Here is a 25,576-nt window from a genome sequence, read left to right as displayed (position 1 = left end):
CTGCGTGGAGTTCCGGGATGACGCCCGAACGCGGACACGAAACTGACAAACCGGGCGCCGGCAAATCCGGAATGCCGCTGCACTGGAAGATGGCGATCGGCTTCGCCGCCGGCCTGGTGCTGGGCCTCATCGTGCATTCCACCGTCGGCGCGAACGCCGACTGGGTCCAGTGGATCACCAGCAACGTCACGCAGCCCGCCGGCACGCTGTTCCTGCGGCTGATCTTCATGCTCGTCATCCCGCTGCTGTTCTCGGCGCTGGTGATGGGCGTGGCCGAAATGGGCGACGTGCGATCGCTCGGCCGCATCGGCTGGCGCACGCTGGCGTACACGATCCTGGTGTCCGGCATCGCGGTGATCCTCGGCCTGGTGCTGGTGAACTGGCTGCAGCCGGGCGCGGGCATCGATCCGGCGCGCGCGCAGCAGCTGCTCACCGAAGGTTCCGAGCGCGCGAGCGCCATCGTCGGTAGCGCCAGCGGCCAGCCCAGGGGCCTGGACATGCTGGTGTCCATCGTCCCCGACAACGTGGTGAAGGCCGCGGCCGAGAACACCATCCTCGCGGTGATGTTCTTCGCGCTGATGCTCGGCATCGGCCTGGTGCTCACGCGGACGAAGGCGACCGAAGTCCTGCAGCGCGGTATCGAAGGCCTGTTCGAAGTGTCGATGACGCTGATCGGCCTGGTGATCCGGCTGGCGCCGTACGCGGTGTTCTGCTTCATGTTCAACCTGGCCGCGCTGTTCGGCTGGGAACTGTTGCGCAGTCTCGGCGCGTACGTGGGCGTCGTGGTGCTGGCGCTCGCGCTGCATCAGTTCGTGGTGTATTCGCTGGTGCTGAAGTTCGCCGCAGGCTACCCGCCCGCGCGCTTCTTCAAGGGCGTGCAGGAAGCGATGGTGATGGCGTTCTCCACCGCCTCGTCGAACGCGACGCTGCCCACGTCCCTGCGCGTGGCCGACGAGAAGCTCGGCCTGCCCAGCCGCGTGTCGCGCTTCGTGCTGACCGTCGGCGCCACCGCGAACCAGAACGGCACGGCATTGTTCGAGGGCGTGACGGTGCTGTTCCTCGCGCAGTTCTTCGGCGTGGAACTCACGCTGGCGCAGCAGTTCACGGTGATGTTCGTGTGCATCCTCGGCGGCATCGGCACGGCGGGCGTGCCGGCGGGCTCGTTGCCGGTGGTGGCGCTGATCTGCGGCATGGTCGGCGTGCCGCCGGAGGGCATCGGCCTGATCCTCGGCGTCGACCGCTTCCTCGACATGTGCCGCACGACGCTCAACGTCACCGGCGACCTCATGCTGGCCACCGTGGTGTCGAAGGGCGAGCCGGACGGGCCGGGCCCAACGTCCTGAGGCTCCCTCTCCTGCCTGCAGGGGCGAGGAGCGACGCTAGCGCGCCACTGGCGCGCGTCGTGACGAACGCCATCAGGCCATCCCTATGGCCGCGGGGTTGGGCAGGGGAAGCCGGTGCGGTAGCGCTGGAAGCACCCCTCTCCCGCAGGGAGAAGGGCTTGAACGCGGGGCGACATCCCCGCCTCAGGGTGTGACAATGGGCGTCCGCCGGCCGGGCAGCGTGCCCGGAGCCCCGCGCGGCCTCCTCCCGCAGCCGAAGACCGCCCGACGCCATGACGACGCCCAGCCGCCGCGACCTCGCCAACGCCATCCGATTCCTCGCCATCGACGCGGTGCAGGCCGCCAACTCCGGCCACCCGGGCATGCCGATGGGCATGGCGGACATCGCCGAGGTGCTCTGGAACGATTACCTGCGCCACAATCCGGCCAATCCGGACTGGTTCAACCGCGACCACTTCGTGCTCTCCAACGGCCACGGTTCGATGCTGCAGTACGCGCTGCTGCACCTGTCGGGCTACGACCTGCCGATCGAGGAAATCAGGAACTTCCGCCAGCTGCATTCGAAGACCCCGGGCCACCCGGAAAACTTCATGACGCCCGGTATCGAGACGACCACCGGTCCGCTCGGCCAAGGCTTCGCCAACTCGGTCGGCATGGCGCTGGCCGAGAAGCTGCTCTCGCAGCGCTTCAACAAGCCGGACTTCTCCGTCGTCGACAGCCGGACCTGGGTGTTCATGGGCGACGGCTGTCTGATGGAAGGCATCTCGCACGAAGCGGCCTCGCTCGCCGGCACCTGGGGTCTGCACAAGCTGGTCGCCTTCTGGGACGACAACAAGATTTCCATCGACGGCAACACCGACGGCTGGTTCACCGACGATACGCCGAAGCGTTTCGAAGCCTACGGCTGGAACGTGATCCGCGGCGTCGACGGGCACGACGCGGAGAAGATCAAGGCCGCCATCGAGCAGGCGCTGAAGTCCACCGACAAGCCGACGCTGATCTGCTGCCGCACCACCATTGGCTTTGGTTCGCCGAACAAGGCGGGCAAGGAGTCCTCGCACGGCGCCGCGCTGGGCAAGGACGAAGTGGCCGCCACGCGCGCGGCACTCAACTGGAACCATGGCGAATTCGAGATCCCGCAGGACATCTACGACGGTTGGCGCAAGCGCGACCACGCCGCGGAAGAAAAGGCCTGGAACAGGCTGTTCGACGAGTACGCGAAGCAGTTCCCGGAACTGGCGGCCGAACTGACGCGTCGTTCGCGCGGCCAGCTGCCGGACGGCTTCATCGAAGCGGCCGATGCGTACATCGCCAAGCTGCAGGCCGACGGCCTGACCATCGCCTCGCGCAAGGCGTCGCAGATGGCGATTGAAACCTTCGCGCCGCTGCTGCCGGAACTGATCGGCGGCTCGGCCGATCTCGCGCACTCCAACCTGACCCTGTGGAAGGGCAGCAAGTCGGTCGCCACCGACGATCCGAACGCGAACTACGTCTATTACGGCGTGCGCGAGTTCGGCATGACCGCGATCAGCAACGGCCTGGGCCTGCACGAGTGCTTCATCCCGTACGACGCGACCTTCCTGGTGTTCAGCGATTACGCGCGCAACGCCGTGCGCATGAGCGCGCTGATGGGCGCGCACGCGATCCACGTCTACACGCACGATTCCATCGGCCTGGGCGAGGACGGCCCGACGCACCAGCCGATCGAACACATGGCGTCGCTGCGCTACATCCCGCACAACGACGTGTGGCGTCCGTGCGACGCGGTGGAATCGGCGGCGTGCTGGAAGGCGGCGATCCTGCGTTCGGACGGCCCGAGCTGCCTGATCTTCTCGCGCCAGAACCTCGCCCATCAGCAGCGCACCGCGCAGCAGGTCGCCGACATCGAGCGCGGCGGTTACGTGCTGAAGGATTCGGTCGGTGCGCCGGAGCTGATCCTGATCGCGACGGGTTCGGAAGTCGGCCTGGCGATGGACGCGGCCAAGCAGCTGGGCGACAAGGTGCGCGTGGTGTCGATGCCGTCGACGACGGTGTTCGACCGCCAGGACCCGGCGTACCGCGAATCGGTCCTGCCGAAGGCCTGCCGCAAGCGCGTGGCGATCGAAGCGGGCGTGACCGATTTCTGGCGCAAGTACGTGGGCCTGGACGGCGCGGTGATCGGCATCGACGAGTTCGGCGCCTCGGCCCCGGCGGAGCAGCTGTTCCCGTACTTCGGCTTCACGGTGGAGAAGGTGGTCGAGGCGGCGCGTTCGCTTTGATTCGTGATTCGTGATTCGTGATTCGTGATTCGAAAGAAGCGGCTTCGGCCGCTTCTTTCGTTTGGGCTTCGCGCTACGACCCGCGCCCGCTCTCCACCAGCGCCAACGACACCAGCCGCGCTTCCAATCGCTCGCCAAAGCCCTGCGGCGACGCAAGGTCCATGCGTTCCAGCGCTTCGCGATCAAGCGCCTTCGCGCCCAATGCGCGCCATACCGTGCGCAGCTTCGCGCCACGCGTCGCGGTGTTCGACTTCAACCACGCCAACGCCTTCACCAGCCGCTGCTCGACCGGCGTGAAATCGCTCCCCAGCGGGTAGTCCGGCAGCGCGCCGCTCTTGTGGAACGGGCGCAGCGCCGCGGCGAGGCGTTCTGGCGTATTGCGCGCCGCGGAAGCCGGCAACGCGAAGTCCGCGCGCAGCTTGCCTTCGCGCTTGGCGACATCGATCAGGCCCTGCTGGAAACGCGCATCGGCGATGGCCGCCATCGCCATCACGCAATCCTCGTCGCAACGTCCGCGGATGTCGGCGATCCCGTACTCGCTGATGTACACGTCGCGCAGGTGGCGCGGGATCGTCGTGTGCCCGTAATTCCATACGACATTCGACGTGACCCGTCCACCCGATTCGCGCGCGGCGCGCAGCATCAGCACCGAGCGCGCATCCGGCAGCGCGTGCGCCATCGCCACGAAGTTGTACTGGCCGCCGACACCCGAGACGACGCGACCGTCCTCAAGCGCGTCGGATACCGCCGCACCCAGCGCGGTCGCCATCATGCAGGTGTTGAAGAAACGCGCATCGCGACGCTGCAGGCGTTCCAGTTCGATGTCGCCGACCAGATCGTTCACTTCGCCGACACGACGCATGCCGATCGCGCGGCGCGCGTCCGGCGGCAGGTCGCGCAGCCACTCGTAGAACTCGGGCGAACCAAGATAGAACGCGCCGTGCAGGAACTCGCCCTCCCGTTCGAGCAAGGCAAGGTCGTGCGCGCTCGGGCCGCCGCGTTCGATGCGCTGCATCGCGGCGAGATCGTCCACCACGCGCCGCTTGATCACGCCCACTTCCACCAGCCGGCGGAAGCCTTCGTTGATCATCTCGCTGCAACCATAGAGGCCGCGCCCGAACGGCGCGAGCGCGGCATCGTCGGCGTGCGCGGAGCCGAGCGCGCGCAACACCTCGCGATACGCATCGTTGTCGACGTGACGCAGCACCAGCGCATGGCACAGCGCATCGGCGAGCGCGCCGATGCCGATCTGCAGGGTTCCGCCGTCGCGCACGAACGTGCTGGCGTGGAAGCCGATCGCGTAGTCGGCGTCGGTCACCGGTTGGCGCGGCAGGCCGAAGAGCTTCGGATACGGGCCTGGCGGAGTCACGATCGCATCGAAGAATTCAGGCGCGACCGCCGCGCTGCCGCCGAGCCATGGCAGGCGTGGATCGATCTCGGCGATCAGCACCGGACGCGGCAGGCCGCGCGCGGCGAGGGCGTCGATCGCATCGAAGGTGAGGTCGGTGTTGCACGACAGCGACAGGCGCGTGCCGTCGGGCGATCGCGCGACTTTCTGCACGATCGCGTTGAGTCCGCGGTCGGCGAGCGCGCGGGCGACGTGCGTGTAGTTCAGGCTCGCGTAGCGGCGCTGCACCGGCGCGGAGTTCAGCATCGCGCCGGATTGCAGGTAGAACTCCTCGATCTCGACGTGCGCCGGCAGTGCGTTGCGCTTGAGCGCCTGCACATACGCCAGGCGCGGGAAATCCGCGCCGAAGTGGCGTTCGACGAACGGCTTCACGAAGCGCGCTTCGAGCCCCTTACCGCCGCCGGGTGGATCGAGCGAGAGCGCGGTGTACAGATGCAGCGGGCGCGAGGCGTCGTTCTCGACGCGTGCATACAGGGCATTGAGCAGCCGGTGCGGTTTGCCTAGACCGAGCGGCGCGCCGACGTGCAGCGGGCCGCGGACGCGCGCGAGCAGGAACTCGACGGCGGCGTCGAGCGAGTCGAAGGAAAGGGGAGCGGGTCGGGGTTCCATGGCGCAAAGCTAACCGCTGGCGACGGCTCAGCGCGCGGGGAGGAGCGTTCGCGCCAGGCGCGAACCGGCGAGCATCGCGACGACGAACACCACGGCCTCCAGGCTGCCGTGCGCCAGGTTCGCCAGCGCCGGTCCCGGGCAGTAGCCGGCCAGTCCCCAGCCGATGCCGAACAGCACGCTGCCAAGCAGCAGGCGACGATCCACTCCGCCCGACGGCTGCGGCGGAAGGGCCGAACCGTCCAGCGTGCAGCCGCGCCGGCGCAGCCACGCGAATCCCGGCACGGCGACGGCGAGCGCCGCGCCCATCACCAGCGCGAGCGAAGGGTCCCAGCGTCCGCCGACGTCCAGGAAGTTGAGCACCTTGTCCGGATCGGTCATCGCGGACACGGCCAGTCCGAGGCCGAAGATCGCTCCGGCGATGAGCGCGTGCGCGACCTGCCTCATGGCCCGGCCCCGAGCACATGGCGCATCACGTAGACCGTCGCGATGGCCGTGCCCATGAACACCATCACCGCCCACAGCGAGCGCTTCGAGAAGCGTGCCAGTCCGCAGATGCCGTGACCGCTGGTGCAGCCGTTGCCGAGCCGCGTGCCGAAGCCCACGAGTGCGCCGCCGATGACGAGCCAGGTCCAGGAGAAGCCGACGCGCGGGGCCGCGCCGGACCAGGCGAACCACGCGCCGGCGGCGATCACCATGCCGGCGAGAAAGGCCAGCCGCCAGCCGCGTCCCTCGCGCGAATCGATCGCGGCGTTAGCGATGCCGCTGATACCGGCGATGCGGCCCAGCGTTGCCAGCAGCCAGACGGCGGCGAAGCCGATGAGTGCGCCGCCGAGCAGCGCGGAAACCGGTGTGAAGGAAGTAGGCATGCCGGAGTGGAATCAGATGCGGTCGAGCGGGATCCGGAGGTAGCGCACGCCGTTGGATTCAGGCGGCGGCAGCGCGCCGGCGCGGATGTTGGTCTGCACCGCCGGCAGGATCAGCGCCGGCATCGGCAGCGTCGCGTCGCGCGCGGTGCGCTGCGCGACGTAGTCGTCCTCGGTCGCGCCGTCGCGCACGTGGATGTTGTCGCGACGCTGTGCGCCGATCGTGGTCTCGCACGCGACCTCGCGTCCGCCCGGACCGTAGTCGTGGCAGACGAACACGCGCGTGTCGTCGGGCAGCGTTTCGAACAGGCGGCGGATCGAACGGAACAGCGTGCGCGCATCGCCACCGGGGAAGTCGCAGCGCGCCGTGCCGCCGTCGGGCATGAACAACGAGTCGCCGGTGAACAGCGCATCGCCGATCAGGTAGGCGCAGCTGTCGCTGGTGTGGCCCGGCACCGCGATGACGCGCGCGTCGAGCGTTCCGATGCGGAAGGTGTCGCCGTCGGTGAACAGGCGATCGAACTGCGAGCCGTCGGTGCGGAATCCGTCTTCCAGGTTGAACACCGGCGCGAAGGACTTCTGCACATCGCGGATGCCTTCGCCGATGGCGACCGCCGCGTCCGGCCATTGGGACTTGAGCCATTGCGCCGCGCTCAGGTGATCGGCGTGCGCATGTGTTTCCAGGATCCACTGCACGTCGAGGCCGCGTTCGCGCGCGGCATCGGCGACCTTCCGCGCCGACGTCGTCGACGTGCGTGCCGCCTTCGCGTCGAAATCGAGGACGGGGTCGATGATCGCCGCCGCGCTGCCGGCCGGATCGCGGACGAGGTACGTCCACGTGTTGCTGTCGGCGTGGAAGAAGGGATCGACGTCGGGCTTCATCGCGGTCCTCCACGCGGGGCGGGGAGCCCGCACGGGCCCAATCTAGCGGATCGGCGCGAGCGGCGTGATCGCGGCGCGTTAAACCGCAGTGGTTTCCGGCTTCGACCGGAACTCAGCGCGACAACGCGGCGTTCAGCGTGGCGGCCAGTTCGGCGCCGCCGCGCCGCAGCTGTTCCTCGGCCAGCGGGCGCCAGGTCTGCACGTAGGCGTCGCCGATCTTCGCCCTGGGCGGATAGAAGCCCGGCTGCAGCACGATGCGGCACGAGGCTTCCGCCCACAGCGCCGATGGCGGCGGCAACGCCGGGCCCGACCGTTCGACGGCCAGCGGCATCGCGCGAAGGCGCTGCAGCCAGGCGGCTTCCTCGAGGTCGGCGGCGTTGAGCATGCCGCTGTCCCACAGCGAGTGCAGGTTGGTGCCACGACCGTCGAACTGGACCTGGAAATCGTTGCCGCCCTTGTCGTGCCCGAAGCCCGCGTGCAGCGGCTGGTGCACGTCGCCGACGAAGTGCACGACGAACTTCAGCGCCTGCAGGCGTTCGGCGCGGCTGCGCGACGCGTCGGCGAGGATCGCGGTCTGCGCGCGGATCGCCTCGACCACGCAGTCGCCGCCCTTGCAGTGCTTCGCCGCGTCGTAATGGCAGTCGTCCTCGGCGATGTTGACGTAGTGCCAGCGGCTGCTGCGCTTGCCCAGGTCCGGATCGTGTTCGCGCAGCTCGTCCGCCCAGCTGGCGATGCCGGGCAGGGTCGGGTCGGCTTCGCCTTCGAGCAGTTCCGTAATGCGAGCGCGAACCTGCGGCGTGAGCTCGTCCCACGCCAGCGCGGCAACGAGGCGATGACCAAGGCGGCCCCACGCGTGCGCCGGTTGCGGCACGAGGAGGAAGGCGAGAACGAGGGTGATGAGAACGCGGGCCATGCCGGCATTCTAGCCGGCACGGCCTGTTCGCAGGATTGCGTCCGAGCGCATTCGCGGGTCGGAAAACACCGCGGCGTGCACCGGAAGTCGGCTCAGAACTTCATCACGTACGCCGCGCCGTAAACGATCGGGTCGATGTCCACGGTGCCGACCCCGGCGCCGTCCAGCGTCACGTCGGTGTCGATGTCGATCCAGCGCGCATCCACGCGGATCGCACTGCGCTCGTTCAGCGCAAAATCGATGCCGGCGTGCGCGGCGAGGCCCCAGGAGTCGTCCAGCTTGAGCTTGGAACCCGCCAGCGCGCCGCGCGTGTCCTCGCTGAAGAAGGCGGTGTAGTTCATGCCGGCGCCGAGGAACGGCGAGACCTTGCCGCGGCTGTTGAAGTGGTACTGCAGCGACACGGTCGGCGGCAGCTGCTTGGTGCTGCCGACCGTGCCCAGGCCGTCGATCGAGATGTCGTGTTCGAACGGCCACGCGGCGATGACTTCCACGCCCAGGTTGTCGCGGACGAAGTACTCGAAGGTGAGGGTCGGCTTCACGTCGGAGTCGACGTGGGTCGGCAGGCTGCCGTCGACCAGGCGGCCGTTGCCGGACTTGGGGTCGACCGCATGGACGCCGACGCCGAGGGTCCAGTCGCCCTTGGACTGGGCGAGGGCGGGCAGGGCGGCGCCGCCCAGGGCGACGGCAAGAGCGCAGGCGATGAGGGGTTTTTGCATGGAAGTGCCTCGTTTGGGAACGCTTCCAGTCTCCTCGGCGGTTCAAACGCGCGCTTGATCATGATCAATTCAGTTCCTGCCGCCTTGGTGGAGCCTGTGGCCGGGGCGGTCGCGGTAGAATGGGCATTCGCGGTTTTCCCCTTGTCCGGGCTCGTCCCGTCCACCCGCCGCGCGCGACGCGGCCGCAGGAGCTTGCAACTCATGACCATCAAGGTTGGCATCAACGGCTTTGGCCGCATCGGGCGCAACGTGCTGCGCTCGGCCGTGCAGAACTTCGCTGGCGAGATCGAGATCGTCGCCATCAACGACCTGCTGGAGCCGGAGTACCTGGCCTACATGCTGCGTTACGACTCGGTGCACGGCCGCTTCAAGGGCGATGTGTCGGTCGAGGGCAACACGCTGATCGTCAACGGCAAGAAGATCCGCCTGACGCAGGAGAAGGACCCGGCGGCGCTGAAGTGGGACGAGGTCGGCGCCGAAGTCGTCATCGAATCCACCGGCCTGTTCCTGACCAAGGAAACCTGCCAGAAGCACCTCGACGCGGGCGCGAAGAAGGTCATCCAGTCGGCGCCGTCGAAGGACGACACGCCGATGTTCGTCTACGGCGTGAACCACACGACCTACAAGGGCGAGGCGATCATCTCCAACGCTTCGTGCACGACCAACTGCCTCGCGCCGCTGGCGAAGGTGCTCAACGACAAGTGGGGCATCAAGCGCGGCCTGATGACCACCGTGCACGCCGCCACCGCGACGCAGAAGACCGTCGATGGTCCGTCGAACAAGGACTGGCGCGGCGGTCGCGGCATCCTGGAGAACATCATTCCGTCGAGCACCGGCGCGGCGAAGGCCGTGGGCGTGGTGATCCCGGAACTGAACAAGAAGCTCACCGGCATGTCGTTCCGCGTGCCGACCTCGGACGTGTCGGTGGTCGATCTCACCGTCGAGCTGGAAAAGTCCGCCACCTATGCCGAGATCTGCGCGGAGATGAAGGCGCAGTCGGAAGGCGCGCTGAAGGGCATCCTGGGCTACACCGAGGACAAGGTCGTCGCCACCGATTTCCGCGGCGATGCGCGCACCTCGATCTTCGACGCCGAAGCCGGCATCGCGCTCGACGGCACGTTCATCAAGCTCGTCAGCTGGTACGACAACGAGTGGGGCTATTCGAACAAGTGCCTGGAAATGGTCAAGGTCGTCGCGGAGTAAGCCGCGACGCACGCGAACCGACAGGGGCCGGCGCAAGCCGGCCTCTGCCTTTCCGGGCTCCGGCCAGCATCCATCGATCGGGCCGGAAGCCCTTGTTTTCCCGGCGTTCCGGCCGCACTACACCGCCATGAACGACACGCGCGACACGCCGCCAGGCGACCTCCCGGATCCGGCCGCCGCCGAAACCCTGACCGAACAGCACCTGGCCGAACTGGTCGACCGCTTCTACGAGAAGGTCCGCGCCGACGCCGAGCTCGGCCCGGTCTTCAACGCCGCCATCGACGACTGGCCCGAGCACAAGCGAATGCTCACCGCGTTCTGGTCGTCGGTCGCGCTCGGTACGAAGCGTTATCGCGGCAACCCGATGGCCGCGCACCGGCCGCACCCGATCCGCGTCGAACATTTCGACCGCTGGCTGTCGCTGTGGCGCGAGACCGCGCGCGAAGTGCTGCCCGCCCCGCACGTGGACACCGTGTGCGCATATGCGGAGAAGATCGGCTACAGCCTGCGTTACGGACTCGGGCTGATGGAGCGCAAGGGGGCGTTGCCGCTGGGATTGCCGATCGCGCCGGAGCGCTGATGCAGCGCCACGTTCCGTGCCCAGTCAATTGACCGTATAACCCGCCAGCCGCCAGGTGTTGTCGTCGTCGTAGTGGAGCGAGACCAGCTCCTCGGCAACACGGTTGGCGAAGCGTGTCTGGAAGCGCGCGCTGACGTACATCCCGGCCGGCACGTTGTCGCCGGCGGGAACGACGTTCCTCGACACCGACATCCATTCGCGCGACACCGGCGCGCCCAGCGCGTTGCGCTTGGCGGCGATGCCGTCGACGAACTGCTTCTCGGTGGTCGTGCCGCGTGCGACGGGCGAGGCGCCCTTCCAGACGTCGGCGGCCTGGCCGCGATCGATCACCTGTGCGATCGCGAGCGCCGCCTGCACGACGCTGTTGGGATCGACCTGCGGCGCCACGGCGCGGGATGCGGCCGGAGCCTGCTGCGCGGGCGCGGCCTGCGGCTGCGCCGGGCGTGTCTGTGCGGAAACGGTCATCGCGGCGCAGGACAACAACGCGATGGCGAGCGGGGTGCGTGCGTTCATGGCCGTGACTCCAACGTCGGTGGCGCGCGGAACTGGAGTCTGGACCTTGCGATGTAAAGGCGCCGCGACAGGCGACGCGGTTGCATCGCCGTCGGTCGCACGAGCCATCCCGTCGCCACGTCAATGATCAGAACGCCGCGTCGAACGCCACCTCGCCTTCCACGCCGACCTGGTACGCCGATACGCGGCGTTCGAAGAAATTCGTCACTTCCTGCACGTCCTGCAGGTCCATGAAGGCGAACGGGTTGCTTGCATTGAAGTGCTTCGGAAGCCCCAGCTGCGCAAGTCGCTGGTCGGCGCAGTACTGCAGGTACTGGCGCATGTCCTTGGGCGACAGTCCCGCAACGCCGCCGGAGAGCACGTCCTGCGCGAACTGCATCTCGCACTCGACCGCGTCCTCCAGCATGCGCACGACCTGCGCCTTCAGTTCGTCGTCGAACAGATGCGGATCCTCGCTGCGCGCGGTGCGGATCACCTCGAACGCGAAGGCCATGTGGCAGCTCTCGTCGCGGAATACCCAATTCGTGCCCGACGCCAACCCGTGCAACAGCCCGCGCGAACGCAGGTAGTAGACATAGGCGAACGCGGCGAAGAAGAACAGGCCTTCGATGCAGCACGCGAAGCAGATCAGGTTGAGCAGGAACTGCCGGCGCTGTTCGACGGTTTCGATGCGCTTGAGGTCCTGGACCGAATCGATCCACTTGAAGCAGAACTCCGCCTTCGCGCGGATCGACGGGATGTTCTCCACCGCCGCGAACGCCTTCGCGCGCGCGACCGGATCGGGCAGATAGGTGTCCAGCAGCGTGAGGTAGAACTGCACGTGCAGCGCTTCCTCGTACAACTGGCGCGAGAGGTACATGCGTGCTTCTGGCGCGTTGATGTGCTGGTAGAGGTTCAGCACGAGGTTGTTGGCGACGATCGAATCGCCCGTCGCGAAGAACGCGACGAGGCGTTCGATGAGGTGGCGCTCGGCCGGCCCGAGCTTGTGCTTGAGGTCGTTGACGTCGAGCGAGAAGTCGACTTCCTCGACGGTCCATGTGTTGCGGATGGCGTCGCGGTACATCTCGTAGAACTGCGGATAGCGCATCGGTCGCAGCGTGAGGTCGAAGCCGGGATCGAGCAGGCGGGGCGTGTGCGACATGGTCATTCTCGTCTGGGACCTTGCCCTTCAGCGGCAGCCGTTCCGCGACCCTGCGGAAGGGGAGGGAGGCAGGCCACGCATCGGCTGCCGGCTGAAGGGAAGGTTGGGGTTTCGTCATTCCCGCGGAGTCGGGAATCCAGTGCCTTGAGGCTTTCGTTCGAAGTCGCTGGATCCCCGCGTTCGCGGGGATGACGATGGGATCACTGGCACGCCTCGCACGCTTCCGGATTCTCGAGCGAGCACGCCACCGCTTCGGTAGGCGTGACTTCCGGCTTCGGCGCCTGCGTGGTGGCGCCACTCACCGTCGCCTTCGCGATCTTCGTCGCCGGTCGCGAGCGCAGGTAGTACGTCGTCTTCAGGCCCTTCTTCCACGCGTACATGTACATCGACGACAACTGGCCGATGTTGGGGCTCTCGATGAACAGGTTGAGCGACTGGCTCTGATCGATGAAGGCGCCGCGGTCGGCGGCCATGTCGATGAGCGAACGCATCGGCAGTTCCCACGACGTGCGATAGACCGCGCGCAGCGATTCGGGAATCGCGTCGATGCCCTGGATCGAGCCTTCCGACATCTTGATGCGGTCGCGCAGTTCCGGCGTCCACAAGCCGAGCGCCTTCAGTTCTTCCACGAGGTAACGGTTCACCACGAGGAAATCGCCCGACAGCGTCTCGCGCTTGAACAGGTTCGACACCTGCGGCTCGATGCATTCGTAGCAGCCGGCGATCGACGCGATCGTCGCCGTCGGCGCGATCGCGACCAGCAGCGAATTGCGCAGGCCGTGTTCGCGGATGCGCGCCCGCAGCGCCTCCCAGCGTTCGCCGTCTTCGGGTACCACGCCCCACGCATCGAACTGCAATTCGCCCTGCGCCGCGCGCGTATCGTCGAAGCCCGGATGACGACCGCGTTCAAGAGCGAGTTCGTTGGATGCGGACAGCGCGTGGAAGTAGATGTTCTCGGCGATCGCCCGCGACAACGCGCGTGCTGCTTCCGAATCGAACGGCAGGCGCAGTTTGAAAAACACGTCCTGCAGGCCCATCACGCCGAGGCCCACCGGCCGCCACTTCAGATTCGCGCGGCGCGCGGTTTCGATCGGATAGAAGTTCAGGTCGATCACGCGATCGAGCTGGCGAACGGCCAGTCGCACGGTTTCGGCGAGCTTGTCGAAATCGAAGCGTCCGGCCTCGCCGTGCAGCGGGCCGTCGTCGAACACCTCCACATGATGCGACAGGTTGATCGAGCCCAGGTTGCACACCGCGGTTTCGTCCTGCGAGGTGACTTCGAGGATCTCGGTGCACAGGTTCGACAGGTGCACGACGTTGCCGTCGCGCAGGGTCTGGTTGCAGGCGCGGTTGGATTTGTCCTTGAAATTCATCCAGCCGTTGCCGGTCTGCGCGAGCGTGCGCATCATCCGCGCGTAGATGTCGCGCGCCTTCACCTGCTTGGTCGCCAGTCCGGCGACTTCCGCCGCGCGATACGCGCGATCGAACGCCTCGCCCCACAGGTCGGTCAGTTGCGGCACCTTCGCCGGATCGAACAGCGACCATTCGCCATCGTTCTCCACGCGACGCATGAATTCGTCGGGAATCCAGTTCGCCAGGTTGAGGTTGTGCGTGCGGCGCGCCTCGTCGCCGGTGTTGTCGCGCAGTTCGAGGAATTCCTCCACGTCCGCATGCCACGGCTCCAGGTACACGCACGCGGCGCCCTTGCGCTTGCCGCCCTGGTTCACCGCGGCCACCGACGCATCGAGCGTCTTCAGCCACGGCACGATGCCGTTGGACAAACCGTTCGTCGAACGGATCAGCGAACCGCGCGAACGGATACGCGTGTACGACAGGCCGATGCCGCCGCTGAACTTCGACAGTTTCGCCACGTCCATGTAGCGCCTGTAGATGCCTTCGAGCGAATCGTCCGGCGAATCGAGCAGGAAGCAGCTGGAGAGCTGTTCGTGCGTGGTGCCGGAGTTGAACAGCGTCGGCGAGGACGGGATGTAATCCAGCTGCGCCATGCGACGGTACAGCGCGAGTGCTTCGCCGACGTCCTCGCTCAGCGCGCAGGCGATGCGCAGGAAAAACTGCTGCGGCGTTTCGATCACGGTGCGCGCGGTCGGATGGCGCAGCAGGTAGCGGTCGTAGAGCGTGCGCAGGCCGAAGTAGTCGAAGCGCTGGTTGTGCGCGTTGTCGATCGCGTCGTTGAGCTTGCGCGCGTGCGCCTGCACGAAGGCGAGCAGGCGGTCGTTGATCAGGCCCAGCTCGTGGCCGCGCTGCACCGACTGCGAGAACGCGTGGATCTCGATGCCGGCGACTTCCTTCTCGATCACGCCCGCGAGCAGGCGCGCGGCCAGGCGGCCGTACTCGGGCTCCTCGGCGGTGAGCAGCGCGGCGGTGCGGATCGACAGTTCGTCGAGTTCGCGCGTGCTGGCGCCGTCGTAGAGGCCGGAGATGGTGCGCGTCGCCACGCGCATCGGGTCGATCGCGAAGAGGCCTTCGCTCGCGCGCGTCACGGCGCGCACGATCTTGTTGAGGTCCACCGGTTCGCGATGGCCGCTGCGCTTGGTCACCGTCATGGTGAGGTTGGCGGCGGGCGGCGTGAGCGCGAATCCGGACTCGTGGTCGGACGGACGCGCTTCGGGCGCGCGTGCGGCGGGCTCGCGGACGGGCGTGGCGACGGGGGCTTGCGTGGTGGTGGTCATCGGCGACTCCGGTGCGTGGGCGCACGTCTGGCCGTCCTCTCCCTCGAAGGACGACGCGGGCGCGGGAGTCGGAGCGTGAATCCGGGGTGTCGCTCAGCCCGAGACGGCGGGCGGGCGACGGCGCGAACCGTCGCGTGCAGCGACACCGACCGTCTTCCCTCCGAAGACTCCGTGGCCGGTCACCGCGCGGTGTGCGACGCGCGGCTGTCGGCAGGTCTTCGGACTCGGGACCTGGAGCCGGAAACGAGCGGGGCAGGAACGAGAACCTGGAGAAAAGCGCTGCGAGCGCTCACTCGTTTCCCGTTCCTCGTCCTCGTGACTCGTTTCCCGTCTCCACCTACCAGCAGCCGCTTCCCAGGCGCGACGCCCAGTGCCATGGCCACCTTCGTTTCCCATACCGCTGCGGGGCAGTGCTGGATTCCCACCAGCTTCCCGTTTTAAGCCAGCCCGCGAGGGCCGGCACCGACGGGCCACAACATATGCGGGCTCACCGGATCCGTCAACGCAAAATGTTGTGGATAACCGCAGAACCGCAATCGCGTTCGATTTGCCCGCGCCCGTGTCGGGGAGGACAATGCACGGCTTCGCGGCGGCGATCGCACGCCGGCCCGCGCCTTCCCGTCACTCCCATCCCACCCCTTCCGCAGGAAGGGCAGCAGAGGAAGCACCCATGTCCATCGTCCGCATGTCCGACCTCGATCTCACCGGCAAGCGCGTGCTCATCCGCGAAGACCTGAACGTGCCCATCGAGGGCGGCCGGATCACCTCCGAGCAGCGCATCACCGCCGCGCTGCCGACGATGAAACTGGCGCTGGAGAAGGGCGCCGCCGTGATGGTCACCTCGCACCTGGGTCGCCCGAAGGAAGGCACGTGGACGCAGGAGGACTCGCTGGCGCCGGTGGCCAAGCGTCTTTCCGAGCTGCTCGGCATCGACGTGCCGCTGGTGAAGGACTGGGTCGATGGCGTCGACGTGAAGCCCGGCCAGCTCGTGCTGCTCGAGAACTGCCGCATGAACGTCGGCGAGGGCAAGGACGACGAGGCCCTGTCGAAGAAGTACGCCGCGCTGTGCGACGTGTACGTCATGGACGCGTTCGGCACCGCGCATCGCGCGCAGGCGTCCACGCACGGCGCCATCAAGTTCGCGAAGGTCGCCGCCGGCGGCCCGCTGCTGATGGCCGAACTCGACGCGCTCGCCAAGGCGCTCGACAACCCGGCGCGCCCGCTGCTCGCGATCGTCGCCGGTTCGAAGGTCTCGACCAAGCTCGAACTGCTGTCGTCGCTGGTGTCGAAGGTCGACCAGCTGATCGTCGGCGGCGGCATCGCCAACACCTTCATCGCGGCGATGGGACACGGTGTGGGCAAGTCGCTGGTGGAGATGGACCTCATCGACACGGCCAAGAAGATCATGGCCGACGCGAAGGCACGCGGTGCCGACATTCCGGTGCCGGTCGACGTGGTCGTCGCGCCGGCGTTCGCCGCCGATGCGCCGGCGACCGTGAAGGCCGTCGATGCGGTGGGCGCGGACGACATGATCCTCGACATCGGTCCGCAGACCGCGGCGCGTTACGCGGAGCTGATCAAGGCCGCCGGAACGGTGGTGTGGAACGGCCCGGTCGGCGTGTTCGAATTCGATGCGTTCGGCAAGGGCACCGAAACCCTGGCGCGCGCGATCGCCGCGTCCAAGGCGTTCTCGATCGCAGGCGGCGGCGACACGCTGGCGGCGGTGGACAAGTACGGCATCGAGGACGACGTTTCGTACATCTCCACCGGGGGCGGTGCGTTCCTGGAATTCCTGGAAGGCAAGGAGCTGCCGGCAGTGGCGGCGCTGAAGGCGCGCGCGTAAGCACCGCCGTTGTGGCCCGGGTATGCGAAGCGCACCCGGGCCAAATGCACCATCACGCATCACCCCGGGTGCGCTTCGCTTACCCGGGCTACACAAGCCGAAAGCATTCGCGTAACCACCGCGTCTGTAGCCCGGGTAAGGTCGAAGACCGCACCCGGGTGGCCCGCACCATCACGCATCACCCGGGTGCGCCTCGCTTACCCGAGCTGCAACAGCAATCGAGTACCCGCATGACCACGCTCTTCTTCGACATGGACGGCACCCTCATCGATTCCGCCGTCGGCATCACGCGCTGCGTCGAGCATGCGATGGTGCAGATGAGCCTGCCGGTCCCGCCGCAGGAGGAACTGCGTCGCTGGATCGGTCCCGCGCTGCGCACCAGTTTCGGCCCCCTGCTCAACGACGAGGCGAAGGTCGAGCAGGCCGTGCTGCATTATCGCGACCGTTTCGAAACGCACGGCTGGGCCGAGCACGAGATCTATCCCGGCATCGGCGAGACGATCGAGGCGCTGCACGCCGCCGGCCATCGCCTGGCCGTGGTCACCGCGAAGAACGAGCCGCACGCGCGCAAGATCGTCGACCATCTGCCGTTCGGCCATCGCTTCGACGACGTCGTCGGCGCCACGCTCGACGGCCGCATCAGCCACAAGGACCAGCTCATCGCCGAGGCGCTGCGCCGTTTCGAACTCGACGCCGATGCGTGCTGGATGATCGGTGATCGCCGCATGGACATCGAAGGGGCGCGCCATCACGGCATGCGCAACATCGGCGTGCTGTGGGGCTTCGGCGGCGAAGTCGAGCTGCGCGAGGCCGGCGCGCTTCACCTGGCGTCCACGCCGGGCGACTTGCCGGCGCTGCTGGCCGCGTGATCCGCTTTCCGCGCGTGTAGCGCGGCGGCCGGTGCTTCACGAACGGCTTCATCCGTGTTCATCCGTGTCGGAGGCACCCGCGCCGACCGCCCACACTCCGCGCGCGACCCGCCACGCGAGCCTCTCCACACGGTCTTGCGCCTCGCGGTGGTCTGCTTTCGGGTAGGTGTTTGCAGACCACTTGGAGGAATGCGATGCGGTATGGCGGCGCGGCAGGAGTGCTCGAACCGAAACGGCGGACGTCTGTGCTAGCGTCGCGGGGTTCCAGGGACCCGCACTCGATGACGACGCACTCGATCACTGCCGCAAAACGCCGCACCAAGATCCTCGCCACCCTCGGCCCGGCCACCGATCCGCCGGGCGTCCTCGACGCACTGCTCTCCGCGGGCGTCGACGTGGTCCGCCTCAATTTTTCCCACGGCGATCCGTCCTCGCAGATCGCCCGCGCGCAGGCCGTGCGCGACGCCGCGCAGCGCGTCGGCGTGGAAGTCGGCATCCTCGCCGACCTGCCCGGCCCGAAGATCCGCATCGAACGCTTCGCCGAAGGCCGCGTGCTGCTCAAGACCGGCGACCGCTTCGATCTGGTCGCCAGCGCCGACGCGCCGCCCGGCAACCTGCGCGAAGTCGGCGTGAGCTACCTCGGCTTGCCCAATGACGTGCGTCCCGGCGACGTGCTGCTGCTCGACGACGGCCTGCTGCAGCTGCGCGTGGGCGCGGTCGAAGGCGAGCGCATCGTCACCACCGTGCTCAACGACGGCGCGCTGTCCGATCGCAAGGGCCTGAACAAGCAGGGCGGCGGCCTGTCGCTGGGCGCGCTGACCGAGCGCGACAAGGAGCTGATCAAGGTCGCCGCCGAACTCGGCGCGGATTTCATCGCCGTGTCCTTCTGCCGCAACGCGCAGGACATGAACGATGCGCGCGCCATCGCACGCGCGCACGGCAGCGATGCCGCGCTGGTGTCGAAGATCGAACGCGCCGAGGCGATCGAGAACCTCGCCGAGATCGTCGACGCCAGCGACGTGGTGATGGTCGCGCGCGGCGACCTCGGCGTGGAAATCGGCGATGCCGAACTGCCGGGCCTGCAGAAGAAGATCATCCGCGAGGCGCTGGAGCGCAACAAGGTCGTCATCACCGCCACGCAGATGCTGCAGTCGATGGTCGACAGTCCGATCCCGACGCGCGCGGAAGTGCTCGACGTCGCCAACGCGGTGATCGACGGCACGGACGCGGTGATGCTGTCGCAGGAATCGGCGGCCGGGCGCTATCCGATCAAGGCGGTCGAGGCGATGGCGCGCATCTGCCTGGGCGCCGAACGCCAGTTCGTGCACGACACCGATTTCGAGGCCGCGCCGCGCAACCTCGAACGCGCCGACCAGGCCATCGCGATGGCGGCGATGTTCCTGTCCGAGCACATCGGCGTGCGCGCGATCGTCGCGATGACCGAGTCCGGCGGCACGGCGCGCTTCCTGTCGCGTTTCCGCGCGCAGGTGCCGATCTACGCGATGTCGCGCCACGACGACGCACGTCGCCGCATGGCGCTGATGCGCGACGTCGTTCCGTACAACTTCGACAGTCGCGGCCTGACGTCGCGCGACGCCGCTCGCAAGGCGGTGAAGCAGCTGTTCGAACAGGACCTGCTGAGCGTGGGCGACCGCGTGATGTTCACCAGCGGCGACCACATGGAACGTCACGGCGCCACCAACACGCTGCGTCTGCTGGTGGTGGGCGAGGACGGCGTCGCCGAGGGCCTGGGCGAGCTTTAACGGCCGTTGATGTTGCTTGAGCCCCTCTCCCAGCGGGAGAGGGGTTGTGGGGAGGGGCAACGAAGCTGAAGCGGCGAATCGCCGTTGCCGTACAGTGCTGCGCTGTTGCCTGAGCGCGCCTTGAAACAATTTCAAACTCGAAATGGATTCCAGCTTTCGCTGGAATGACGGTGACGCCCGTTGATCGCGTGACAGACTGGCTCCCGGCCTTCGCCGGGATGACGGACTCCGGGATAACAGACTGCCGAATGACGGCCTCTCGCGTTCCCGCACAGCCCCACGCACGAGCGCACCGCCTCCGACCCTGGCCGGACACCTCCTCCCGCACCGTTCATGCCATGGCCATCCCAACGCAAGGGGATCGTCATGGCACACCATCCTGCCGGCGGCATCGCCGCGCGGTGTTTCGCGATCGCATTGGGATGTCTCGCGCTGTCCGGCTGCACCAGCGTCGGCGTGCAGACCGGCATGCGGCACGCGCTCGACTACGGCCCGCGGATGCAGCTGCGCGTATGCGTGCTGCACACGCCGGACGTGAAGCCCGCGCGCGTCGATGCACTGATCCGCGCCGTCAACGACGAATTCGCGGACTACGGAATCGAGGTCGTGGTGCCGTGGTCGCGCCCCTGGCAACGCGCCGGATTCAGCCATGAGCGCCTGTTCGACGACATCGCGCGGCGCGAGCTCGAAGCGCCGTGCGACCGCCTCGTCGCCTTCGTCGACCGCAATGCCGGCGACGCGCTGTGGGGCCTGCTGATGCCGGAAGTGCTGGGCATGGTCGACGAGGCCACGCACACGCGCGGGTACGTCGTGGCCACGCGCGCTTCGCTCAACCAGTTGTTCGTGTCGCCGGCGAAGGCCACCGTGCACGAGTTCTACCACCTGCTCGGCTGCCCGCATGCGGAGTCGATGGACGCGTGCTACCAGCGCATCGCCGCACTGAAACAGGCACGCGCGGAAGGCGCGGACTTCGTGCCGGGCGTCGACGGGGAGGGCGAATTCGTGATGACCCGCGAAATGGCCAACCGCACGCTCCATCTCGCCTTGGCCGGACAGCCGGGCATGTAACCGCATACATGCGAAGTGGTATTGGATTCGGGGGTGTCCGGTCTGCAAGTGGTTGATTTTCTTTCGCGTTGACCGGCCCTTTGCACACCTGCGCGGCTATAATGTCGGGCTTCCCACCGCTCCCGCAGGACGACCCATGAGCATCGAACAGCTTGCCGAAACCGCCCAGGCCATGGTGGCCCCGGGCAAGGGCATCATCGCCATCGATGAGTCCACCAGCACCATTGCCAAGCGCTTCGCCGGTGTCGGCATCGAGAACACCGAGGAAAACCGCCGCCGCTACCGCGAGCTGCTGCTCACCACGCCGAAGCTGAGCGACTACATCTCCGGCGCGATCCTGTTCGACGAGACCATCCGGCAGTCCACCAGGGACGGCGTGCCGTTCGCCAGGTACATGAGCGAGAACGGCATGATCCCGGGCATCAAGGTCGACAAGGGCACGCACAATCTCGCCGGCTTCCCGGGCGAAGTGGTGACCGAGGGCCTGGACGGCCTGCGCGCGCGCCTGGAGGAGTACTACAAGCTCGGCGCCCGCTTCGCCAAGTGGCGCGCGGTGATCAACATCGGCGACGACATCCCGTCGGGCACCTGCATCGACGCCAACGCCCATGCGCTGGCCCGCTACGCCGCGCTGTGCCAGGAGCAGGGCCTGGTGCCGATGGTCGAGCCGGAAGTGATCATGGACGGCAGCCACGACATCGAGACCTGCTATGAGGTCACCGAAGTCACGCTGCGTTCGCTGTTCGCCTCGCTGTACGAGCACAGCGTCATGCTGGAAGGCACGATCCTGAAGGCTTCGATGGTCGTTCCGGGCACCACCTGCGCCGATCAGGCCTCGTACGAGGAAGTCGCCGCCGCCACGTTGCAGTGCCTGAAGTCCACCGTGCCGGCGACGCTGCCGGGCATCGTGTTCCTGTCGGGCGGCCAGTCGGACGAAGCCGCCACCGCGCACCTCAACGCGATGAACCAGATGGGCCCGAACCCGTGGCCGCTGTCGTTCTCCTACGGCCGCGCGATGCAGGCCGCCGCGCTGAAGCTGTGGTCGCAGGACCTGGTGAACAACTTCGCCAAGGCGCAGCAGACCGTGTACGACCGCGCCCGCGACAACGGCCTGGCCGCGCTGGGCCAGTGGAAGCAGGCCGCGTAAGCGTCGCTTCCATCGCAAGCGGAAACGGAAAGCCGGCCTCGTGCCGGCTTTCTTTTTGTGCGCCGCCGCGCTGGAGTACGGTCGGCCGCGTGTCCACATCGCGTCCACGCAGCGTGCACACGGCGCAGACGAGGATGCGGGCGGGTGGGGAACACGGGGCGCCGGGACAGGTTGATCCGGATCAAGTCCCGCTCCGGTCCCGCCAGCAGACTGGACGTGAGGGCCGCCATCGCGGCGGCCCGCACGAGCGACTGCAGCCACGGGAGCCGGCCATGGACCAGCCAGACGACACCGTCGTCAAGCGAAGAGAACGCACGGCCTTCCTGCTTCTCACGGCGGTGGTGTTCCCGCTGCTCGCGGTGCTGATCGTCGCCAGTTACGGTTTCATCGTGTGGTTCTGGCAGATGTTCGTGTCCGGTCCGCCGACGGGGCACTGAGATGGCCGTCGCGCCGGATCCATCGCGACGCGCCCTGCTGTTCGGCCGCCGGGCCGCGGCCACGCCGCTGCGCCCGCCGTGGGCGCTGGGCGAGGACGATTTCCTCAACGCCTGCACCGCCTGCGGCGCCTGCATCGAACGCTGTCCCGAACGCGTGCTCGTGCGCGGCGCGGGCGGGCATCCGGTGTTCGATCCACGCCTGGGGGAATGCACCTTCTGCGGCGAATGCGACACCGCCTGCGCGCCGCGCGCGCTGGATCGTTCGGCTTCGGACGAACCCTGGACCCTGCGCGCCCTCGTCGGCGACGCCTGCCTGCCGCGCCACGGCGTGGTGTGTTCCAGCTGCCGCGATGCGTGCCCCGAACGCGCCATCGCCTTCCCCCTGAACGCGCGCGTGCCGACGCCAACCATCGACGCCGCGCGCTGCACCGGCTGCGGCGCGTGTGTGGGCGTATGCCCGGCGCAGGCGATCGCGCTCTCCGCGCGGGCCACGGAGGCCGCATGAACCCCGAAGCCAGCCCGAACGCCGACATCCACATCGCCAGCCTCGTCGTGCAGCACCGCGCCGAGGCGGGCGAGGCGCTGGCCGCGCACGTCGCCGCCGACGACGCCCTCGAACTCGCGTTGCAGGGCGGCACGCGCAGCGTCGTCGTGTGCGAATGCGCCGACCAGTACGCGGTGCTAGACCGCATCGACGCGTTGCGCGCGCTGCCCGGCGTGCTGAACGTCGCGCTCGTCTACCACCATGCCGAACCGCGCGAGGCGCTCGATGCGCCGGCGCGGCCGGCGTCCGATCTTCCCGTCCTTTGACCGTACGACCTGGAGTCGCGCCATGACCACGCGCCGCGAATTCATCCGCAACACCGCCGTCGCCACCGCCGCGGCCGCCGCCGGCCTGCCGTTGCCGGGCGGCACCGCCAACGTGACGACCGAAGGCGACCTCACCGCGCTGAAGTGGGACAAGGCGCCATGCCGCTTCTGCGGCACCGGTTGCGGCGTCAACGTCGCGGTGAAGAACGGCCGCGTCGTCGCCACGCACGGCGATGTGCATGCCGAAGTCAATCGCGGCATCAACTGCGTGAAGGGCTATTTCCTCTCGAAGATCATGTACGGCGCCGACCGCCTCACGCTGCCGCTGCTGCGCAAGAAAAATGGCGTCTACGCGAAGCACGGCGAGTTCACCGAAGTGTCGTGGGACGAGGCCTTCGACGTGATGGCCGCGCAGTTCAAGCGCGTACTGAAGGAGAAGGGCGCCGACCACATCGGCATGTTCGGCTCGGGCCAGTGGACGGTGTGGGAAGGCTACGCCGCCAACAAGCTGATGAAGGCCGGCTTCCGCAGCAACCACATCGATCCCAACGCGCGCCACTGCATGGCCTCGGCGGTGATGGGCTTCATGCGCACCTTCGGCATGGACGAGCCGATGGGCTGCTACGACGACATCGAGGCGGCCGACGCGTTCGTGCTGTGGGGTTCGAACATGGCCGAGATGCATCCGATCCTGTGGACGCGCGTCACCGACCGCCGCCTCACGCATCCGCACGTGAAGGTCGCGGTGATGTCCACGTTCGAGCACCGCAGCTTCGAGCTGGCGGACATCCCGATCGTCTTCAAGCCGCAGACCGATCTGGTGATCCTCAACTACATCGCCAACCACATCATCAGCACCGGCAGGGTCAATCGCGATTTCGTCGACCGGCACACCAGCTTCAAGCGCGGCAACGACGACATCGGCTACGGCCTGCGTCCCGACAATCCGCTGGAGATGAAGGCCAGGAACGCGAAGGACGCGAACGGCGGCCAGGTTATCGACTTCGAGCAGTTCGCCGCGTTCGTGAAGCCGTACACGCTGGACAAGGCGGTCGAGATGACCGGCGTGGAGCGCGGCTGGCTGGAGAAGCTCGCCGAGCTGTACGCCGATCCGAAGATCAAGGTGATGTCGTTCTGGACCATGGGCTTCAACCAGCACACGCGTGGCGTGTGGGCCAACAACATGGTCTACAACATCCATCTGCTGACGGGAAAGATAGCAACGCCCGGCAACAGCCCGTTCTCGCTCACCGGCCAGCCGTCCGCATGCGGCACCGCGCGCGAAGTCGGCACGTTCAGCCATCGCCTGCCGGCGGACATGCTGGTGGCCAATCCGGAGCATCGCAGGCACGCCGAGGAGATCTGGAAGATCCCGCACGGCATCATCAATCCCAAGCCCGGTTACCACGCGGTCGAACAGAACCGCATGCTCAAGGACGGCAAGCTCAACGCGTACTGGGTGCAGGTCAACAACAACATACAGGCCGCGGCGAACCTCTACGAGGAAACGTGGCCGGGGTATCGCAATCCGGAAAACTTCATCGTCGTCTCCGACGCGTATCCGACGGTGACCGCGCAGGCCGCCGACCTGATCCTGCCCGCCGCGATGTGGGTGGAAAAGGAAGGCGCCTACGGCAACGCCGAGCGTCGCACGCAGTTCTGGCACCAGCTGGTGAACGCGCCGGCACAGGCGCGTTCGGACCTGTGGCAGCTGATGGAATTCTCCAGGCGCTTCACCACCGACGAATGCTGGCCGGCGGAGATCCTCGCGGCGAATCCGCAGTTCAAGGGCAAGACGCTGTTCGACGTGCTGTATCGCAACGGCAACGTCGACCGCTATCCGCTGTCCGACATCCAGGAAGGCTACGCGAACGACGAATCGCAGCACTTCGGCTTCTACGTGCAGAAGGGATTGTTCGAGGAATACGCGGCCTTCGGGCGCGGCCACGGCCACGACCTCGCGCCGTTCGACGCCTACCACCAGGCGCGCGGCCTGCGCTGGCCGGTGGTGGAAGGACGCGAGACGCGCTGGCGTTATCGCGAAGGATCCGATCCGTACGTGAAGGCCGGAAGCGGCTTCCGGTTCTATGGAAATCCCGACGGCCGCGCGGTGATCTGGGCGTTGCCGTACGAACCGCCGGCCGAGTCGCCCGACGAGGAATTCGACCTGTGGCTGGTCACCGGGCGCGTGCTGGAGCACTGGCATTCGGGTTCGATGACGATGCGCGTGCCGGAGCTGTTCCGCAGCTTCCCCACCGCGGTGGTGTTCATGAATCCCGAGGACGCGCGCAGGCGCGGCTTGAAGCGCGGCGACGACGTGCGCGTGGTGTCGCGTCGCGGCGAGATGCGCACGCGCGTGGAAACGCGCGGTCGCAACCACATGCCGCCGGGCGTGGTGTTCGTGCCGTGGTTCGACGCGGGGCAGCTGATCAACAAGGTCACGCTGGACGCGACCGATCCGATTTCCAAGCAGACCGACTACAAGAAGTGCGCGGTCAAGGTGCTGGGCGCATAGGAGGC

General features: G+C 67.5%; 22 protein-coding genes and 1 riboswitch. Of the genes, 13 read left to right on the top strand and 9 right to left on the bottom strand.

Features of this window, described 5'->3' with window-relative positions; all coding sequences use genetic code 11:
- The first annotated feature begins 71 nt into the window (after positions 1-71).
- Positions 72-1,343, top strand: a complete 1,272-nt coding sequence (locus tag AC3ANK_RS15695; protein WP_206861751.1) for a dicarboxylate/amino acid:cation symporter — start codon at positions 72-74, stop codon at positions 1,341-1,343.
- 272 nt (positions 1,344-1,615) lie between these two features.
- Positions 1,616-3,601 carry a transketolase gene (tkt, locus tag AC3ANK_RS15690; protein WP_206861750.1) on the top strand — a complete coding sequence of 662 codons (1,986 nt, stop codon included), beginning with the start codon at positions 1,616-1,618 and terminating at the stop codon, positions 3,599-3,601.
- 73 nt (positions 3,602-3,674) lie between these two features.
- On the opposite strand, the gene AC3ANK_RS15685 is transcribed toward tkt, so the two are convergent.
- The 6 genes from AC3ANK_RS15685 to AC3ANK_RS15660 all read right to left on the bottom strand — a co-directional run bounded on the left by AC3ANK_RS15685 (position 3,675) and on the right by AC3ANK_RS15660 (position 8,992).
- On the bottom strand, positions 3,675-5,618 hold the full coding sequence (locus AC3ANK_RS15685) for an acetyl-CoA hydrolase/transferase C-terminal domain-containing protein (protein ID WP_206861743.1): 1,944 nt from the start codon (positions 5,616-5,618) through the stop codon (positions 3,675-3,677).
- Positions 5,619-5,645: 27 nt separating this feature from the next.
- Positions 5,646-6,062, bottom strand: a complete 417-nt coding sequence (locus AC3ANK_RS15680) for a DUF6691 family protein (protein ID WP_206861742.1) — start codon at positions 6,060-6,062, stop codon at positions 5,646-5,648.
- Positions 6,059-6,484 (bottom strand): YeeE/YedE family protein, encoded by a 426-nt coding sequence (locus AC3ANK_RS15675; protein WP_206861741.1) that lies wholly within the window; start codon positions 6,482-6,484, stop codon positions 6,059-6,061. The genes AC3ANK_RS15680 and AC3ANK_RS15675 overlap by 4 nt, the downstream gene beginning before the upstream one ends.
- Before the next feature lie 12 nt (positions 6,485-6,496).
- Positions 6,497-7,363: an MBL fold metallo-hydrolase gene (locus AC3ANK_RS15670; protein WP_206861740.1), complete on the bottom strand. Its 867-nt coding sequence runs from the start codon at positions 7,361-7,363 to the stop codon at positions 6,497-6,499.
- A 112-nt stretch (positions 7,364-7,475) separates the two neighbouring features.
- The gene (locus AC3ANK_RS15665; protein WP_206861739.1) at positions 7,476-8,276 is read right to left on the bottom strand and encodes a S1/P1 nuclease; all 801 of its coding nucleotides are present in this window, start codon (positions 8,274-8,276) and stop codon (positions 7,476-7,478) included.
- A 92-nt stretch (positions 8,277-8,368) separates the two neighbouring features.
- Positions 8,369-8,992, bottom strand: coding sequence for an OmpW/AlkL family protein (locus AC3ANK_RS15660; protein ID WP_206861738.1), 624 nt, complete (start codon positions 8,990-8,992; stop codon positions 8,369-8,371).
- Between the two features lie 201 nt (positions 8,993-9,193).
- Here AC3ANK_RS15660 and gap point away from each other — a divergent pair, with 201 nt between their 5' ends.
- A complete protein-coding gene (gap, locus tag AC3ANK_RS15655) occupies positions 9,194-10,195 on the top strand; it encodes a type I glyceraldehyde-3-phosphate dehydrogenase (protein ID WP_206861737.1) in 1,002 nt (333 codons plus the stop codon).
- A gap of 127 nt (positions 10,196-10,322) precedes the next feature.
- Complete coding sequence (locus AC3ANK_RS15650) at positions 10,323-10,775, top strand: group III truncated hemoglobin (RefSeq protein ID WP_206861736.1); 453 nt, start codon at positions 10,323-10,325, stop codon at positions 10,773-10,775.
- 24 nt (positions 10,776-10,799) lie between these two features.
- On the opposite strand, the gene AC3ANK_RS15645 is transcribed toward AC3ANK_RS15650, so the two are convergent.
- From AC3ANK_RS15645 to AC3ANK_RS15635, 3 genes are all read right to left on the bottom strand, one after another.
- Positions 10,800-11,288, bottom strand: coding sequence for a DUF4019 domain-containing protein (locus AC3ANK_RS15645; protein WP_206861735.1), 489 nt, complete (start codon positions 11,286-11,288; stop codon positions 10,800-10,802).
- Between the two features lie 127 nt (positions 11,289-11,415).
- On the bottom strand, positions 11,416-12,435 hold the full coding sequence (locus tag AC3ANK_RS15640) for a ribonucleotide-diphosphate reductase subunit beta (protein ID WP_425492588.1): 1,020 nt from the start codon (positions 12,433-12,435) through the stop codon (positions 11,416-11,418).
- Positions 12,436-12,629: 194 nt separating this feature from the next.
- Positions 12,630-14,993, bottom strand: coding sequence for a ribonucleoside-diphosphate reductase subunit alpha (locus AC3ANK_RS15635; protein WP_242525252.1), 2,364 nt, complete (start codon positions 14,991-14,993; stop codon positions 12,630-12,632).
- 318 nt (positions 14,994-15,311) lie between these two features.
- Positions 15,312-15,601: riboswitch (cobalamin riboswitch) on the bottom strand.
- Positions 15,602-15,789: 188 nt separating this feature from the next.
- On the opposite strand from AC3ANK_RS15635, the gene AC3ANK_RS15630 reads away from it, so the two are divergent.
- From AC3ANK_RS15630 to napA, 9 genes are all read left to right on the top strand, one after another.
- Positions 15,790-16,962 carry a phosphoglycerate kinase gene (locus AC3ANK_RS15630; protein ID WP_484171522.1) on the top strand — a complete coding sequence of 391 codons (1,173 nt, stop codon included), beginning with the start codon at positions 15,790-15,792 and terminating at the stop codon, positions 16,960-16,962.
- Between the two features lie 230 nt (positions 16,963-17,192).
- Positions 17,193-17,831, top strand: coding sequence for an HAD hydrolase-like protein (locus AC3ANK_RS15625; protein ID WP_484171521.1), 639 nt, complete (start codon positions 17,193-17,195; stop codon positions 17,829-17,831).
- A 281-nt stretch (positions 17,832-18,112) separates the two neighbouring features.
- Positions 18,113-19,594 (top strand): pyruvate kinase, encoded by a 1,482-nt coding sequence (gene pyk, locus AC3ANK_RS15620; RefSeq protein ID WP_206861730.1) that lies wholly within the window; start codon positions 18,113-18,115, stop codon positions 19,592-19,594.
- Positions 19,595-19,960: 366 nt separating this feature from the next.
- Positions 19,961-20,662, top strand: coding sequence for a hypothetical protein (locus AC3ANK_RS15615; protein ID WP_206861729.1), 702 nt, complete (start codon positions 19,961-19,963; stop codon positions 20,660-20,662).
- A 136-nt stretch (positions 20,663-20,798) separates the two neighbouring features.
- On the top strand, positions 20,799-21,809 hold the full coding sequence (locus AC3ANK_RS15610; protein ID WP_206861728.1) for a class I fructose-bisphosphate aldolase: 1,011 nt from the start codon (positions 20,799-20,801) through the stop codon (positions 21,807-21,809).
- A gap of 272 nt (positions 21,810-22,081) precedes the next feature.
- Complete coding sequence (locus AC3ANK_RS15605; protein WP_206861727.1) at positions 22,082-22,246, top strand: periplasmic nitrate reductase, NapE protein; 165 nt, start codon at positions 22,082-22,084, stop codon at positions 22,244-22,246.
- A gap of 1 nt (position 22,247) precedes the next feature.
- On the top strand, positions 22,248-22,751 hold the full coding sequence (gene napF, locus AC3ANK_RS15600; RefSeq protein WP_206861726.1) for a ferredoxin-type protein NapF: 504 nt from the start codon (positions 22,248-22,250) through the stop codon (positions 22,749-22,751).
- Entirely contained in the window at positions 22,748-23,056 is a 309-nt protein-coding gene (locus AC3ANK_RS15595) for a chaperone NapD (protein WP_206861725.1), read from the top strand. Before napF ends, AC3ANK_RS15595 begins: the two co-directional genes overlap by 4 nt.
- 22 nt (positions 23,057-23,078) lie before the next feature.
- Positions 23,079-25,571, top strand: a complete 2,493-nt coding sequence (gene napA, locus AC3ANK_RS15590; RefSeq protein WP_484171520.1) for a periplasmic nitrate reductase subunit alpha — start codon at positions 23,079-23,081, stop codon at positions 25,569-25,571.
- Positions 25,572-25,576 lie beyond the last annotated feature (5 nt).

The sequence above is a fragment of the Lysobacter sp. SCRH-1R genome (assembly GCF_057747855.1).
This window is presented reverse-complemented; position numbering and strand designations above follow the sequence as displayed.

What these genes read in the sequence shown, in the direction of transcription:
- AC3ANK_RS15695 (WP_206861751.1), top strand. Translation starts at nt 72, where the DNA reads ATGCCGCTGCACTGGAAGATGGCGATCGGCTTCGCCGCCGGCCTGGTG.
- tkt (WP_206861750.1), top strand. Translation starts at nt 1,616, where the DNA reads ATGACGACGCCCAGCCGCCGCGACCTCGCCAACGCCATCCGATTCCTC.
- AC3ANK_RS15685 (WP_206861743.1), bottom strand. Translation starts at nt 5,618, where the DNA reads ATGGAACCCCGACCCGCTCCCCTTTCCTTCGACTCGCTCGACGCCGCC.
- AC3ANK_RS15680 (WP_206861742.1), bottom strand. Translation starts at nt 6,062, where the DNA reads ATGAGGCAGGTCGCGCACGCGCTCATCGCCGGAGCGATCTTCGGCCTC.
- AC3ANK_RS15675 (WP_206861741.1), bottom strand. Translation starts at nt 6,484, where the DNA reads ATGCCTACTTCCTTCACACCGGTTTCCGCGCTGCTCGGCGGCGCACTC.
- AC3ANK_RS15670 (WP_206861740.1), bottom strand. Translation starts at nt 7,363, where the DNA reads ATGAAGCCCGACGTCGATCCCTTCTTCCACGCCGACAGCAACACGTGG.
- AC3ANK_RS15665 (WP_206861739.1), bottom strand. Translation starts at nt 8,276, where the DNA reads ATGGCCCGCGTTCTCATCACCCTCGTTCTCGCCTTCCTCCTCGTGCCG.
- AC3ANK_RS15660 (WP_206861738.1), bottom strand. Translation starts at nt 8,992, where the DNA reads ATGCAAAAACCCCTCATCGCCTGCGCTCTTGCCGTCGCCCTGGGCGGC.
- gap (WP_206861737.1), top strand. Translation starts at nt 9,194, where the DNA reads ATGACCATCAAGGTTGGCATCAACGGCTTTGGCCGCATCGGGCGCAAC.
- AC3ANK_RS15650 (WP_206861736.1), top strand. Translation starts at nt 10,323, where the DNA reads ATGAACGACACGCGCGACACGCCGCCAGGCGACCTCCCGGATCCGGCC.
- AC3ANK_RS15645 (WP_206861735.1), bottom strand. Translation starts at nt 11,288, where the DNA reads ATGAACGCACGCACCCCGCTCGCCATCGCGTTGTTGTCCTGCGCCGCG.
- AC3ANK_RS15640 (WP_425492588.1), bottom strand. Translation starts at nt 12,435, where the DNA reads ATGACCATGTCGCACACGCCCCGCCTGCTCGATCCCGGCTTCGACCTC.
- AC3ANK_RS15635 (WP_242525252.1), bottom strand. Translation starts at nt 14,993, where the DNA reads ATGACGGTGACCAAGCGCAGCGGCCATCGCGAACCGGTGGACCTCAAC.
- AC3ANK_RS15630 (WP_484171522.1), top strand. Translation starts at nt 15,790, where the DNA reads ATGTCCATCGTCCGCATGTCCGACCTCGATCTCACCGGCAAGCGCGTG.
- AC3ANK_RS15625 (WP_484171521.1), top strand. Translation starts at nt 17,193, where the DNA reads ATGACCACGCTCTTCTTCGACATGGACGGCACCCTCATCGATTCCGCC.
- pyk (WP_206861730.1), top strand. Translation starts at nt 18,113, where the DNA reads ATGACGACGCACTCGATCACTGCCGCAAAACGCCGCACCAAGATCCTC.
- AC3ANK_RS15615 (WP_206861729.1), top strand. Translation starts at nt 19,961, where the DNA reads ATGGCACACCATCCTGCCGGCGGCATCGCCGCGCGGTGTTTCGCGATC.
- AC3ANK_RS15610 (WP_206861728.1), top strand. Translation starts at nt 20,799, where the DNA reads ATGAGCATCGAACAGCTTGCCGAAACCGCCCAGGCCATGGTGGCCCCG.
- AC3ANK_RS15605 (WP_206861727.1), top strand. Translation starts at nt 22,082, where the DNA reads ATGGACCAGCCAGACGACACCGTCGTCAAGCGAAGAGAACGCACGGCC.
- napF (WP_206861726.1), top strand. Translation starts at nt 22,248, where the DNA reads ATGGCCGTCGCGCCGGATCCATCGCGACGCGCCCTGCTGTTCGGCCGC.
- AC3ANK_RS15595 (WP_206861725.1), top strand. Translation starts at nt 22,748, where the DNA reads ATGAACCCCGAAGCCAGCCCGAACGCCGACATCCACATCGCCAGCCTC.
- napA (WP_484171520.1), top strand. Translation starts at nt 23,079, where the DNA reads ATGACCACGCGCCGCGAATTCATCCGCAACACCGCCGTCGCCACCGCC.